The sequence below is a fragment of the Gilvimarinus japonicus genome (assembly GCF_042847215.1).
Taxonomy (GTDB): domain Bacteria; phylum Pseudomonadota; class Gammaproteobacteria; order Pseudomonadales; family Cellvibrionaceae; genus Gilvimarinus; species Gilvimarinus japonicus.
Genome location: NZ_AP031500.1, coordinates 1,259,501 through 1,272,991 on the forward strand (window position 1 = coordinate 1,259,501; position 13,491 = coordinate 1,272,991).

The window sequence follows — 13,491 nt, forward strand, 5'->3', positions numbered from 1 at the left end:
CACTCGGTGCTGTATCGCGGTTTACAGAGAGCTTACATCTGAGGGCGACACGTCGCAGCTGGCCGAGTTCCAGTACTCGCCATACTTAGATGAAGAGCTGCCTTTTTCGACACCCTTGTACTCATCGCATACGTGCGGGTCGCCGGAGGAGTAATTTTTAATCCGCAGGTTTCGGATGGTGGCGCGATCACCATAGTTGCGGTTTACCCCGACGATAGCACCAATTTCGGCATCAATATTGACGTCGTAAATCAATACGTTGCGCGGGCCACCGTTGTTGGTACAGTTGCCACACGAGCGCCACAGCTTGCCGTGCTCGCCGTAAGTGGTAAAGCCACCGGATATAACCGTGGTGCTGTTTTTAGAGTTATGTTGGAATATTTTGTCCGGGCTGCCACCGTAGCCGCCATCTGAGTTGTAAGCTGAGCCGCCGACTATAGTCATAGTACCGCCCTCGGATTTATTGGTTGCGGCGTCTTCACATACATCTTCCCAAACTACATCGGTGAGGGTGCAGTTGCCACCGGTACAGTGGATACCGTCGGCGCCACCGTTGGCGGCCAAGCGCACATTGCGCACTGAGGCGTTGTTAAGGCTGATAACGGCTCCCTGGCTTTCGTCGTCGCCATTGCAACTTAAGCCGATGGTTTTGCCGCCGCAGTCGACGAAGCGGTTTGACAGCGAGGCGCCCGCGTAGCATTCGCTAGAGCTGCCCACTTTTTGAAACGCCCATAACTGACCGGGGCCGCCCCAATAGCTAAACAGACGCACATCGGCGCCCGCGTACATGCTCATCTCCCACACGTCCAGCGCACGACCACTGAACTTAGAGGTAATAGAGTGGTAATTGCCGCCTTGGTTGTCGATGTACCAGCGTTGATTGTCGCCGCCGCTGTAGCTCCACTGGCGCAGTTCGGCGCCGTCTTCGGCGTTCCACTCATAAACATCCAGTGATTTACCGCTGTGTACGGCGCGAATGGAGTAGCTACCGTCGCCCAGAGCCTGAACGTCAAACTGTTGGTTGGTACCGCCAATGGCAAACCACTGCATGACATTAGCGCCGTCGTCGCTGCTAAAGCTGTCCACATCGAGCGCGTTACCATTGAGCTTGGATACGATGACATAGCGGCCGGAGGACAGCGCCGCAAAAGAGCTGGCACTAAAGGCCATCAGGGTTAATAGGATAAAGAGTTTCTTCATGGTTCAACCTCATTCATTATCGTTGTTGTCACAAATAGGCGACAGAAGGCGCCTAGCCAAATAACCTCGGTGTGTGGCAAGGGCATTTACCAAGACACCGTAGGAGGAGTGATAATAATGAAAAGGACATGCTTATTAATACTATTAAACTATATTAATACCTAATGGTAGGCCAATTTCTTATTTCTTTAGGTTTTGGTCAGGCCTGTTTGGTGTGGCAAAATATTAGGCCCGCTAGGTTGGTGATTGAAAAACCTATATTATTCAGTTGCTTAGCGTAAAGTGGCGGTAAAGCCCTGCTATTTTAGGGTTGTCGTTTAAATCGCTTTATAGTGCCGTGATATAATATGTATGACATATCAATGTTTTTGCTTAATCTTACTTGGTCTAACTTAAATTGACCTAGTGGTTAAGTAGGCCCGATTTTAGGCGTGTGTCTATCTTTTCTATCGCTTTTTGGGTCTACACTAACGCTTCCACTCTCTTAGTTTTATATTCTGCTATGCCTACACCGTCTATCCAGCGCTCTGACACAATTTCGTTGCCCTTAGTTATTACCTTGGCGGCCACCATGATGTTGGGGCCTTTTTCACTCGATACTTACTTGCCTGCATTTCCGGCCATTGCTGTTGATTTGGGAGTGTCCTCACAGGCGGTAGCGGTGAGTGTTTCGGTGTATGTCTTTGCGCTGGCGATAGGGCAACTTATTGGCGGGCCGCTATCCGATAAATTAGGACGCAAGCAGGTGTTGATGGTGGGTTTGTTGATTTTTGCGTTTGCCAGTGCGCTGTTGGCGACGTTGCATACCTTGCCGCACTTTTTAATTGGTCGCGCGTTGCAAGCCATTGGTGCGGGCTGGGTGTTGGTGTCCGTGCCAGCGCTGGTTCGCGACCGTATCAGCGGGCAAGAAGCCGCCAAGCTGTTTTCGTTTTTGGGCTTGATTTTGGTGGTGGCGCCGGGCATTGCCCCAAGTATTGGCAGCTTGCTGCTGAAGATCGGCCATTGGTCGGGAATTTTTGTGTTTATGGCGGTGTATGCGGTTTTGATGATTCCGCTGCTAATTAAAATAGTGTTTAGCGAGCCGCCCCTGCCGCGCCCGGTCGAGAAAGTGCCGGGGAGTATTATTCAGCGTTATGTGGCGGTCTTTAAAAATCGCACGGCGCTGGCGTATATCGCCTGGCAGGTGGGGGCGTTCTCGGTAATGATGGTGTTTATTACCCACAGCTCGTTTATTTATCAAGATCATTTTGGCCAGTCGGCCGATGCGTTTGCCATTATGTTTGCGGCTAATATCGCCGCTATGTTTTGCTGCAATTTAGTGAATCGGGCGCTGCTGGCGCGCTGCTTTAGTTCACTGCATATTTTGCAGCTTGCCACCGGGCTACAAGGCATAGGGTTAGTCGCGTTAACATTGGCGGCGGTATTTGCATGGCCGGTGTGGGTGTTTTTACCTGCCATGATGATCACCATTGGCGCTCACGGCGCGCTCTCGCCCAATATTCAGGCCTGTTATATGGAGCACTTTGCGCAAAACAGCGGCACCGCGGCGGCATTGCTTGGTGCTTGTCAGTTTGGCGGGGCGGGGTTGTTAAGCGCACTGTCGGGGCTGTTGCCGCATACGTTATTGTCGGTCGTGTTGGCGATGGTGGCGTGCGGACTGCTAGCGCAGTGTTTTATGTGGCGCTCGGTGTGGCGGGGCCGCCGGATGAATGGTTCTTAATATTAATAGTGCTAAGGCAGAGTGAAAAGCCGCTCTGCCTTAGTTTTTATATTAAACGCTTAAGTACTTCTGCACTAAATCATCGTTCAATTCATCGATGGCGCCAGTGGCCTCCACTTTGCCCCGCTCCATAATGTAAAAATGGTCGGCGACTTTACGGGCAAAGGGTAGTTTTTGTTCCACCAGTAAAACCGTTAAACCAAACTCATGGTTCAGCCGGCGGATGACGTTGCCGATGTCACGCACAACGTTGGGTTGGATGCCTTCGGTGGGCTCGTCCAAGATTAGCAGCTTAGGGTCGAGTACCAGCGCGCGGCCAATGGCAAGTTGTTGTTGCTGACCGCCGGATAAGTCGCCGCCACGGCGGTGTTTCATCTCTTTAAGTACCGGAAACAGCTCGTAAATTAAGTCGGGCACTTGGCTTTTGCCGTCGGGCCGAGCACCAAGGGATATTTTTAGATTCTCTTCGACGGTTAGCAGCGGGAAGATCTCGCGGCCCTGTGGTACATAGCCGATGCCAGCGCGGGCGCGGGCCTCGGTGGAGGCTTTACTGATGTCTTTGCCGTTAAAGATGATGCTGCCATCTTTAATAGGCAGTAAGCCGGTAATGCATTTAAGTAAAGTGGTTTTACCCACGCCATTGCGGCCAATTAGGCAGCCGCAGGTGCCTTCGGGTAGTTCCAAATCCAGATCCCAGAGGATATGGCTTTGGCCGTAGTATTGGTTAATTGATTGTATGTTTAGCACTGTGTTGCTCCAATTATTGTTGGGAGAGCGGGGCACGGTTGACGGAAAACGGTTAACGGCCAAGTGAATTCTGTATTTCGTTCTCCGTCCATCGTTATCCGTTTCTCTTCATCGCCAACCATCATTCCCCCAAATACACCTCAATCACTTTAGGGTTGCTCTGTACTTGATCCATTGTGCCTTCGGCCAATACTGAGCCCTGGTGTAGCACCGTGACATTTTTGGCGATAGAGCGAACAAAGGCCATATCGTGCTCAACCACAATCACGGAGTGTTTGCCGGCCAGGGACGTTAATAATTCGGCGGTACGCTCGGTTTCCTCGCCGGTCATACCGGCTACAGGCTCATCGACCAGCAACACCCGCGGGCTTTGCATCAACAGCATGCCGATTTCTAACCATTGTTTTTGCCCATGGGATAAGTTGCCGGCGCTGTTATGAACATGTTGGCTAAGGCCGATGGTGTATAACACTTCGTCGATTTTATCGCGCTGTGCGCCGGTCAACTGGTGGCTTAGAATATGCCACACGCGTTTGTCGTCGGCGGTGGCGAGTTCTAAGTTTTCATACACCGAGAGCGCTTCAAACACCGTGGGTTTTTGAAACTTTCGGCCAATACCACCACGGGAAATTTGATGCTCAGACAGGTGCTGCAGGTTAATCTGTTGACCAAAAAAGATACTGCCCGAATCGGGCTTGGTCTTGCCGGTAATCACGTCCATCATGGTGGTTTTTCCGGCGCCGTTGGGGCCGATAATACAGCGCAGCTCGCCATCATCGATAAACAGGTTGAGGTTATTCAGTGCTTTAAACCCATCAAAACTGACGTTGACGTCTTCGATGTACAAAATGGGGCCGTGACTGGTATCCACCGCGTGGCCGAAGTTTGGGTCTTTTACCGGTAGGGCGCGGGTGCTCCAGTTGCGCGCGTGCTTAAACGGGTTCATGGTGCGTCCTCCTGTTTGGCGTCATCGCTTTTTTTGTCGTGGCGCTTAAAGCGGCTGAATAAACCCACGAGACCTTTCGGCAATACCAGTGTGACTAAGACAAATAATAAACCTAAGGGAAACAGCCAAGCCTCTGGGTAAAAGCTGGTGAAAATGGTCTTGCCATAGTTGACACTAAAGGCACCGACAATGGCGCCGTACAGCGTGCCGCGCCCGCCCGTAGCTACCCAAACCACCAGCTCAATGGAGTTAAGTGGCGAGAACTCACCCGGGTTGATAATACCTACTTGTGGTACATAGAGGGCGCCGGCGATACCCGCCAGAACCGCCGAGAAGACAAACAACCACAGCTTGTAGGACTCCACTTGATAACCGCAAAAGCGGGTGCGCGTTTCGGCATCGCGAATAGAAACGATTACCCGGCCCATGCGCGAGGTCACGATATAGCGGCAGGCAAGATAGGCGATGATAAGCATAATGCCCGAGGCTAAAAACAGACCGATACGGGTAGAGTCAGCGGTGATGGAAAAACCGAGTATATCTTTAAAATCGGTTAGGCCATTGTTGCCACCAAAGCCCATTTCGTTGCGAAAAAACGCCAGCATTAAGGCGTAGGTAAGTGCCTGGGTAATAATGGCAAAATAAACCCCGGTAACCCGCGAGCGAAATGCCAGCCAGCCGAATACCCAGGCAAGTATCGCAGGCACCATTATCACCATCAGCATGGCAAACCAAAACATATCAAACCCAAGCCAATACCAAGGCAGGCTATCCCAGTTTAAAAACACCATAAAGTCCGGCAGTAGCGGATCGCCGTATTTACCGCGATCGCCAACTTGGCGCATTAGATACATGCCCATGGCGTAGCCACCCAGCGCAAAAAAGGCGCCGTGACCGAGCGACAAAATACCGGCGTAGCCCCAGATTAAATCCAGCGCTAGTGCCAGCAAGGCATAACATAAAAATTTGCCGAGTAGTGTTACGGTGAAGGTAGAAACATGCAGCGCCGAGCTTTCAGGCACCGCTAAGTTTAAAATGGGCACGAGTACACAGGTAAGGAGAAGTATCCCCAGCACCACCATGCCGCCTTTGTCACTGGTCAGTAAACGTTGCGTTAACATAACTTTGTCCAACTCTTTTTTTGTTTCTCGTGCGCGGGTTTTTATAGTGAGCCGCGCGGGTGTTTATGGGCGTATAGGCGTTGCCGTTTAATCGGCGGCAGCGCGGCCTTTTTGTGGAAACAGCCCTTTGGGTTTTTTCTGAATAAACAGAATTAACAGCACAAGAATCAAAACTTTGGCCAACACCGCGCCGGCGTAGGGCTCCATAAACTTATTGAGTAAACCAATGCCCATAGCGCCGACCAATGTGCCCCATAAATTACCGACACCACCAAATACCACCACCATAAACGAGTCGATAATATAGGCTTGGCCCAAGTTGGGGCCGACATTGGTAAGCTGCGACAGGGCGACCCCGGCGATACCGGCAATACCCGAGCCCAGGCCAAAGGTCAGGGCGTCGACCCAGCTGGCGCGTACGCCGACGGCGCGCGCCATGGGGCGATTTTGCGATACAGCGCGGACTTTAAGCCCGAGAGAAGTCTTTTTAAGAATGGTCAGCAGGGCAAAAAAGACCATCAGCCCAAACAGTAAAATGTAAAGCCGGTTAAAGGTAAGTGATAGGGCTGGATTGATTTGCAGCGAGCCACTCATCCACTCTGGCAGGCTGACGGCGCGGTTTAATGGTGAGAATATTGAGCGAGCGGCCTGCTGCAAAATAAGGCTAATACCAAACGTGGCCAATAGTGTCTCGAGTGGACGACCGTATAAAAACTGAATCACGCCGCGCTCGATAGCAATACCCACTAAGCCCGCGACCACAAAGGCACTGGGAATGGCAATAAACAAGCTTATGCCGATATGGTTAGGTAATAGCTGCTGAATGACCCAAGTAGTATAGGCGCCGATCATCATAAGTTCGCCGTGGGCCATGTTGATTACCCCCATGACGCCAAAAGTAATGGCGAGTCCGATGGCGGAGAGTAAAAAAACTGAGCCAAGACTTAAACCAAAAAACACGTTCTCAGAAAAACGGAATACTTTAAGGCGCCCCTCAATCGACTCCAGGGCTTGTTGCGCTTCTTGTTGTACGGCTTTGTCCGGGTCGCTATCGGCCAGTGCCGCTAGCGGGCCACGCACCTCGGGAATGAGCGAACCTTGCAGCTGTTTAACTGCATTGAGGCGTACATTGGCGTCATCGCTTTGAATGTTGTACATCGCAATGGCTGTGCTCATGGCATCGCGTACGCCGCTATCGAGCTCGCTTGCACGCAGAGCTTGCAAGGTGGTGGCGGTTTCTTCATTGCCGCCGTCGGTGATTAGACGGTTAACCGCCCCTAACCGGACGGCTTTGTCGGGGCTGCTCAGGTTTAGCTGCGCCACCAATGTGTGCAGCTGACTGCGCAGTTTATTGTGAATAGGGATACGCTTTAATCGGCCCAAATCGTCACTGATGAGGGCACCGGTTTGGGCGCTTAGTAGCGAGTCATCCTCGAGCTCGATAACCACCAGCGTGGGGTCGCCTCTGGTAGCCTTGAGTGATCCGTCTTGTAGCGCGCTAAGTACGATGGCGCTGCGCTCGTGTTTAAGTGTGGCGATGGCCGAGACGGTTTTAATTCGCTTGCTTAAACTGCCCTCAGCCAGTTCATCAACGAGGGTGTTAAAGGTGGTGGTTTTATCAGGCGCGCTCTGCGCGTAGCCCGGCGAAAACCCCAGCGCCATTACCAGCAGTAAAGTGAAGCTTAGGTAACGACGAACCGAGTTCTGTAATTTGAACATGGCATTAGTCACTATCATGGTGTTTGAGGATGTTGTTATGCTTACTGTTTTAAGCACTTATCGTTGTTATCTGTCAGGGGCTTCGCACCCCTGACAGTGATGCCGGTCGCTATACTTAATTTACTCAGTCGCGCCTACGCATTTTTTACTCATCTCGTTGTAGTTGCCGCAGCTGATTGGAGCGGTCCAGTCGGAGATTAAATCTTTCGAGCCTTCAAGGTAGTCAGACCAAGCGTCGCCAGGCACTAACCCTTCGGTTTCCCAAACGGTAAGAAACTGACCATCTTCCTGAATCTCACCAATTAATACAGGCTTAGTGATGTGGTGGTTAGGCAGCATTTTGCTGGTGCCGCCGGTTAAGTTGGGTACTTCAACGCCGACAATGGCATCAATCACTTTGTCGGAGTCGGTAGAACCGGCTTTTTCGACCGCTTTTACCCACATATTGAAGCCGATGTAGTGCGCCTCCATCGGGTCGTTGGTAACGCGCTTGTCGTCTTCAATAAACGCCAGCCACTGGTCGATAAACTGATTGTTCTCGTCAGTATCCACACTCATAAAGTAATTCCACGCGGCCATGTGGCCTACCAATGGTTTAGCATCGATACCCGACAGCTCTTCTTCGCCCACTGAGAAAGCAACTACCGGAATATCCTCGGCCGAAATACCTTGGTTGCCTAGCTCGCGGTAGAAAGGTACGTTGGCGTCACCGTTAATGGTTGAGACAACGGCGGTCTTTTTACCAGCGCTGCCAAAGCGTTTGATGTCCGAGACAATGTTCTGCCAATCGGAGTGACCAAACGGGGTGTAGTTGATCATAATGTCGGACTCTTTAACGCCTTTCGATTTTAAATAGGCGGCAAGAATTTTGTTGGTGGTGCGCGGGTACACATAATCGGTACCGGCCAGTACCCAGCGTTTTACTTCCAGGTCATTCATCAGGTAATCAACCGCGGGAATCGCTTGCTGGTTGGGTGCCGCGCCGGTGTAAAATACGTTGCGTGATGACTCTTCACCTTCGTACTGTACGGGGTAAAAAAGTAAGCCGTTTAGCTCTTCGACGACGGGCAGTACTGATTTACGCGAAACGGATGTCCAGCAGCCAAAAATGGCATCGACGCCCTCTTGCGAGATAAGCTCGCGAGTTTTCTCGGCAAATAAAGGCCAGTTGGAAGCCGGGTCAACCACGACAGGCTCAAGTTTTTTACCCAGCAATCCGCCTTTTTTGTTTTGCTCTTCGATAAGCATCAACATGGTGTCTTTGAGGGTGGTTTCTGAGATGGCCATAGTGCCGGATAGCGAGTGCAGTACGCCGACCTTAATGGTGTCATCTTCGGCGTAGCTGTTGGCTGCGGACAGTGTCATCCCGCAGGCAAGACCTAGCGCGCCAACGGTTTTTGCCAGTTTTCTTAATATCATGGTCGATCTCCATAGCTTGAGGTTAGATGAGCGTCACGCAGTGTGCGCCCCAGTTTTACTCCCAGACATCGCGTTTACTAAGGCTCCCGACAATATCGGTTGCCCTTACCGAAGCTCACGCTTCGGTTTTACAGACAAGGCGATCCCACGGCCGATAAATTCATTATCAGCTTGTCGAAACGACTCTTGTTTCTGCAATTGGTGTAGGCCGACGTGTTGGCGCCGCCCTTTAAAAATGTCAGGTAATAGTGTGGCGGTTGTTTATCATTGGTTTGCCACCTTGTTTTTATTGTTTAAAAAATTTCTCCAGCCGCCGTACTCGGTAATATCGAGCGCTCCTTTAAGCCCGGCCGGCTCGCAAATAAAGCCCTTTACGGTGCTGCCATCGGCTAAGGTCACGTTGCCGATGCCTAATGGCGCCGGTATCTCGGCGACAAAACTGCCAAACAATGTGAGTGGCATGTCCCACAGCTCAACCGTAATGGCGCCGCCGGTGTCGTCGCGGGCAAGACCGGGTTTAGGCGGCTGGGTATTGCTTAACGCGTAAAGCCGGTAGCGGTCGGCGGTGTTGGTTTCGCAGACAAAGCGCGCACTGCGGCTGGTGAGTTGATGGTTTAACGGCATATCTGTTAAATGTGCGCCAACGACGGCGACGCGTATGAGCTGATCGTCAATCCCCGCAGGTTTTGCTGGCGTTAATGGCAGCGTTTGCTCGGAGGCGCCTTTCGTCCAGGGTTGTTGCTGTTGCCAATAGGCGCCCAAGGCAATAAGGGCGTTGTCGCTCCAGGCCGGTGCAATAAAAGTAATGCCAAAGGGGAGCGCATCGCTGCGTTTAGGGGCGGGCACCGATAACGCGGCGCAATCGGCTAAGTTAACAAAGTTGGTAAACATTCCCAGCTGAGTGTTAACGCCAACTGGGTCGGCGGCAACATCGGCCTGTGTCGGAAAGCGCACGGTGGTGGGTACCATTAGCGCATCGACTTCTCTCATTAAGCTTTGTATTTCTTGCGCGAGCTCGGCGCGGCGGTACTCGGCGTTAAACACATCGATAGCCGTAAAGTTAGCGGATTGCGAAATAATGCCGCCGACCACGTCGTTAACCTCGGCCGGTTTTTGCGCAATAAAATCGCCCACGGCGGCGCCGCGCTCGGCAACCCAAGCACCGCCGTATAAAAGCTGAGCGAGGTTTTGCATTGGCGTAAAGTCTAAGGTGGTTATGTTTGCCCCGGCCTCTTTGAGTTGTTGCACGGCGATAAGCCACGCCTCGCGTTGTGCGTCGTCGCCACACCAGTCGATAGATTCAGGTATGGCAATGTTTGGTGCGCTGCCAAACAGGTGTGTTTGCACACTGAGTTGCGGTTTGCGCGAATAGGCATCTGCGCTATCAAACGCTTCGAGGTGCCGTGCAACGGTCGCGGCATCGTCTACTCCTAAAGCGAATATCGATACGCAGTCGAGGCTGCGACAAGCGGGTACAACCCCGCGCGTGCTAAAGCGGCCTTTAGTGGGTTTAAGCCCAACGATATTGTTAAAACCTGCGGGTACGCGACCTGAACCGGCGGTATCTGTGCCTAAACTAAAGGGCACTAGGCCGCGCGCAACCACCACGGCTGAGCCTGAGCTTGAGCCGCCAGAAATATAATCCGGGTTAACACTGTTGGGCACCGCGCCATAGGGCGAGCGCGTACCTACAAGACCTGTGGCAAATTGATCGAGATTGGTTTTGCCAATCACGATGGCGCCGGCTTGTGTTAAACGGGCGACGGCGGTCGCGCTATTACGGGCGTCATAGCGGTAGGCGGGGCAGGCGGCGCTGGTGGGTAAACCGGCGACATCAATGTTGTCTTTAACAGCAAAAGGAATACCGTATAGCGGCAAGTCAGCAGGAGATTTATCGTTTAAAAAAGCCAGCTGTTGGTTAAGCTCGGCGCGATTAATTCTGTAGGTCCATGCCGGGTCACTGGCGTCAAGCGCATCAACTAATGGCGTGAGTAATTCGGCTGGCTTCGCCTCTTGGCGAGTATAGGTATCAAGCCAGTCTGTCAGTGTCCATCCACTTGTTCGCATGGTGTTTGAGGTCTCGCTTATGCTTAGTTTAAATTAGCGTTTTCATAAAAGGCACAGGCCATTGAGCATGAAGCGTGCCAAACGAGAATGACGCGCGAGTGATGCAGCGTAACGCTGGTGATTGCGAGGGTTTGCCCGGCGGCTTTAAAACTTGGGCGGCGCTTAGTCGCTTGATGGGCAATAAGTTTGCACTGTTATTGCGCACCATTTAAAGACGGAGGGCATGGCCTCGCCTTAATATGGTGCGGGCAGTGAGCTTGGGTTTTGCGCGGACCGTTAAGTGATGTTTATCGATGTTGGCCACGCGTGATGGGTGCACTTAATGCGGGCGCCCACTAAAACTCGTAGCTGTGTTAATGGTTGGTGTGTGCGGGGGTTGGTGTTATCGAGGCCGGCTAACCTGCAAAGGCTAGCCGGGTCTTATGTATTTTAGCCATCACATAAAGCGCGTACGCGCTTGATGGCGAGGTCGATGTCCTCTTCGGTTTCTGCCTTTAACGCAATTTGCTTGGCCGTGTGACACTCGGCCGCGTCCTCTTGGGCAGAAGAGACGACGTGAGGGTGCTGCAGGGCAGCGTTGCCATGAGAGTCGCAGTAAACACTGGCAACTCGACGAACATTGGTCGTACGGCCTTGTTCGACACTGACGCAATCGCCAACGCGGATGTCGCCTTGCTCTGTGATTACCTTTAAGGTGCCGCCGCGCGCTAAGCTGATTTGGTACGAGTAGGCGTCACGATTGCCTTGCAGTAACGCCGCAAGAATACCGCCTGCTACGGCACCTTCCAGTGCGTGTTCACCGCGATTGTGATGGCCACTGGTGGCGGCACCGACGATGCCTCCCATCGCGGCGCCACTTCCTGCATCAGAGTCGATCTTGACGTTATCAATAGCGTCGACCGTACCGTAATTGATATTGATTGAGTAATTTAAATCGCTTTGGCTTACGCCGTTGGCGCACGACGATAGCAGTAGACACGCGACGGCGACGCCATAAAGTTGTCGATTGGCCTTCATGTTTTATTCCCTGTGAGTGTTATTTATCCTGCGGGTTGCCGTTGATAGAGACAAAATATTACAAGGCCCGGTGCGGGAGGCGCACCGGACGCTATCGCTTAACGGCTTAAGATTAGCACTAAAAATGTGAGTTGGCGCCAGTGTGTAACGGTTATTTGGCGCGCGGCAATGAGCGCAGCAAAGATGTAACCGCTTGGTCGATGACTTGCGTCTGTTCGTTCTCGTCCTCGGCGGTTAGTTTGCGCCGATACACGCCTTGCCACACCGCTTGATTGGCGCTGCGGTCGACCACATCGATGTTGATGGCGCCGGCGTAGGTGATGCGCGTGGTGCCACCTTCGCGCTCCTGCGGCAGCGGGCCGTAAAGCGACGCCCAAGAACGGTAATAACCGGTGCGATCCGGGGTGATCGGGATGGCGTTATTAAACGCCTGTACATCGTTGTCGATCTCGGCGTGGAAATTAATAAACAAATCGCCGTTGCGATCGACTTGGCGGTAACCTTTGGCGGTTAGCTCGCGGGCAATAGCGGTGGCTACGTCCTGCGCTACGGGTTCTGGCTCGCCGTACACCTCAATGCCCGGAGTACTGGTGAGCGAGAAGGTTTGGTACAGGCTAAAGTCTGTGTTTTTTGCTGTCAGAGTTTGAATCTCGGGGGTGGGAGTGCTCTGGCAGCTGGCAAGTAACAAAACGGTAGAGGTTAGCGCAAAAAGAGTGTGCAACACAGATAGACGAGGCATAGCAGATCCTAAAAAGCCGAGTGGCGGCGGCCGGACGAGCCGACTGCCGCGAGGTTTGCTCGGTGGTTATTTGGTAGTGGTTGTCACCTGAGTTGGGTAGGTTTTAAAAATCTGATTCACCGCAGTGCGAATGGCGTCACGGGGGTTGGCCATGGCGTCTTTGCTCAGCTTGCCCTCGGCGATGCCCTCCCAAACCAGTTGCTCTTTATCGGCATCGACGACGTCGATGTTTAACGTCCCTACTTTGTAATGGCGGGTCTCGGTTTCTGAGCCGTACAGCGGCAGCCCCATATACAAGCCACTGCGGTAGCCGTAATACCCATAAGAGGCGGTCATTGATGGCGTGCTGCGAATATCGGTACGATTCTCGGTATTGGAGAAAAAGTTAACCAGTAAATCCGGCGATTGCTCGGAGTAGGTATAACCCAATTGCTCCATTTCTTCCCGTGCCGCCGACTTAAAGTGGCTCGTCACGAGCGTGGAATAGCCCGATTTGTCGGTGCCCAGTGGATCGACAAACGCAAAGGTTTGGTACGCGGTAAAGTCTGCGTCGCGGTCGTAATCGCTCTGAATCGTGGGGCCACTGGAGGCGCAGCCCGCCAAGAGCGCGGTGCCAACGATCAGTGTGGCCGCCAGCTTTACCCAGCGAATAGTCAGCTTACGTGCGTGAATCATACGGTCTTCTCCCAGTACATGGATCGTTATCAATGGCTTTGACACTAGTATATCGATAAATGATCCACAAAGTGGTGATTGAGTGTTACTAGGGCGGTAAATTTGCGCGTTTAAGCCCCTT

At 52.5% G+C, this 13,491-nt stretch carries 12 protein-coding genes; 2 read left to right on the forward strand and 10 right to left on the reverse strand.

Annotation, left to right across the window (positions count from 1 at the left end; genetic code table 11):
• Nucleotides 1-21: 21 nt before the first annotated feature.
• The gene (locus ACGHAD_RS05225; RefSeq protein ID WP_382417336.1) at nt 22-1,200 is read right to left on the reverse strand and encodes a pectate lyase; all 1,179 of its coding nucleotides are present in this window, start codon (nt 1,198-1,200) and stop codon (nt 22-24) included.
• A 502-nt stretch (nt 1,201-1,702) separates the two neighbouring features.
• On the opposite strand from ACGHAD_RS05225, the gene ACGHAD_RS05230 reads away from it, so the two are divergent.
• Nucleotides 1,703-2,920 (forward strand): multidrug effflux MFS transporter, encoded by a 1,218-nt coding sequence (locus tag ACGHAD_RS05230; RefSeq protein WP_382417338.1) that lies wholly within the window; start codon nt 1,703-1,705, stop codon nt 2,918-2,920.
• Nucleotides 2,921-2,971: 51 nt separating this feature from the next.
• Here the strand turns inward: ACGHAD_RS05230 and urtE are convergent, their stop codons facing one another.
• The 6 genes from urtE to atzF form a co-directional block, all read right to left on the reverse strand.
• Complete coding sequence (gene urtE, locus ACGHAD_RS05235) at nt 2,972-3,667, reverse strand: urea ABC transporter ATP-binding subunit UrtE (protein WP_339617507.1); 696 nt, start codon at nt 3,665-3,667, stop codon at nt 2,972-2,974.
• 121 nt (nt 3,668-3,788) lie between these two features.
• Nucleotides 3,789-4,613, reverse strand: a complete 825-nt coding sequence (gene urtD / locus ACGHAD_RS05240; protein ID WP_382417340.1) for an urea ABC transporter ATP-binding protein UrtD — start codon at nt 4,611-4,613, stop codon at nt 3,789-3,791.
• Nucleotides 4,610-5,734 (reverse strand): urea ABC transporter permease subunit UrtC, encoded by a 1,125-nt coding sequence (urtC, locus tag ACGHAD_RS05245; protein WP_382417342.1) that lies wholly within the window; start codon nt 5,732-5,734, stop codon nt 4,610-4,612. Before urtC ends, urtD begins: the two co-directional genes overlap by 4 nt.
• An 87-nt stretch (nt 5,735-5,821) precedes the next feature.
• On the reverse strand, nt 5,822-7,453 hold the full coding sequence (gene urtB / locus ACGHAD_RS05250; protein ID WP_382417344.1) for an urea ABC transporter permease subunit UrtB: 1,632 nt from the start codon (nt 7,451-7,453) through the stop codon (nt 5,822-5,824).
• A 120-nt stretch (nt 7,454-7,573) separates the two neighbouring features.
• Complete coding sequence (gene urtA, locus ACGHAD_RS05255) at nt 7,574-8,872, reverse strand: urea ABC transporter substrate-binding protein (protein WP_382417346.1); 1,299 nt, start codon at nt 8,870-8,872, stop codon at nt 7,574-7,576.
• 264 nt (nt 8,873-9,136) lie between these two features.
• Entirely contained in the window at nt 9,137-10,939 is a 1,803-nt protein-coding gene (atzF, locus tag ACGHAD_RS05260) for an allophanate hydrolase (RefSeq protein WP_382417348.1), read from the reverse strand.
• Between the two features lie 74 nt (nt 10,940-11,013).
• Between atzF and ACGHAD_RS05265 the strand changes: the two genes are divergently transcribed.
• The gene (locus ACGHAD_RS05265) at nt 11,014-11,151 is read left to right on the forward strand and encodes a hypothetical protein (protein ID WP_382417350.1); all 138 of its coding nucleotides are present in this window, start codon (nt 11,014-11,016) and stop codon (nt 11,149-11,151) included.
• 217 nt (nt 11,152-11,368) lie between these two features.
• Here the strand turns inward: ACGHAD_RS05265 and ACGHAD_RS05270 are convergent, their stop codons facing one another.
• The 3 genes from ACGHAD_RS05270 to ACGHAD_RS05280 form a co-directional block, all read right to left on the reverse strand.
• The gene (locus ACGHAD_RS05270; RefSeq protein ID WP_339617511.1) at nt 11,369-11,956 is read right to left on the reverse strand and encodes a hypothetical protein; all 588 of its coding nucleotides are present in this window, start codon (nt 11,954-11,956) and stop codon (nt 11,369-11,371) included.
• 151 nt (nt 11,957-12,107) lie between these two features.
• A complete protein-coding gene (locus tag ACGHAD_RS05275) occupies nt 12,108-12,695 on the reverse strand; it encodes a DUF4136 domain-containing protein (RefSeq protein ID WP_382417352.1) in 588 nt (195 codons plus the stop codon).
• A 66-nt stretch (nt 12,696-12,761) separates the two neighbouring features.
• Nucleotides 12,762-13,370, reverse strand: a complete 609-nt coding sequence (locus ACGHAD_RS05280) for a DUF4136 domain-containing protein (RefSeq protein ID WP_382417354.1) — start codon at nt 13,368-13,370, stop codon at nt 12,762-12,764.
• Nucleotides 13,371-13,491 lie beyond the last annotated feature (121 nt).

Excerpts from the sequence above, each read along its gene's own strand:
- ACGHAD_RS05225 (WP_382417336.1), bottom strand. The coding sequence starts at position 1,200 with ATGAAGAAACTCTTTATCCTATTAACCCTGATGGCCTTTAGTGCCAGC.
- ACGHAD_RS05230 (WP_382417338.1), top strand. The coding sequence starts at position 1,703 with ATGCCTACACCGTCTATCCAGCGCTCTGACACAATTTCGTTGCCCTTA.
- urtD (WP_382417340.1), bottom strand. The coding sequence starts at position 4,613 with ATGAACCCGTTTAAGCACGCGCGCAACTGGAGCACCCGCGCCCTACCG.
- urtC (WP_382417342.1), bottom strand. The coding sequence starts at position 5,734 with ATGTTAACGCAACGTTTACTGACCAGTGACAAAGGCGGCATGGTGGTG.
- urtB (WP_382417344.1), bottom strand. The coding sequence starts at position 7,453 with ATGTTCAAATTACAGAACTCGGTTCGTCGTTACCTAAGCTTCACTTTA.
- urtA (WP_382417346.1), bottom strand. The coding sequence starts at position 8,872 with ATGATATTAAGAAAACTGGCAAAAACCGTTGGCGCGCTAGGTCTTGCC.
- atzF (WP_382417348.1), bottom strand. The coding sequence starts at position 10,939 with ATGCGAACAAGTGGATGGACACTGACAGACTGGCTTGATACCTATACT.
- ACGHAD_RS05270 (WP_339617511.1), bottom strand. The coding sequence starts at position 11,956 with ATGAAGGCCAATCGACAACTTTATGGCGTCGCCGTCGCGTGTCTACTG.
- ACGHAD_RS05275 (WP_382417352.1), bottom strand. The coding sequence starts at position 12,695 with ATGCCTCGTCTATCTGTGTTGCACACTCTTTTTGCGCTAACCTCTACC.
- ACGHAD_RS05280 (WP_382417354.1), bottom strand. The coding sequence starts at position 13,370 with ATGATTCACGCACGTAAGCTGACTATTCGCTGGGTAAAGCTGGCGGCC.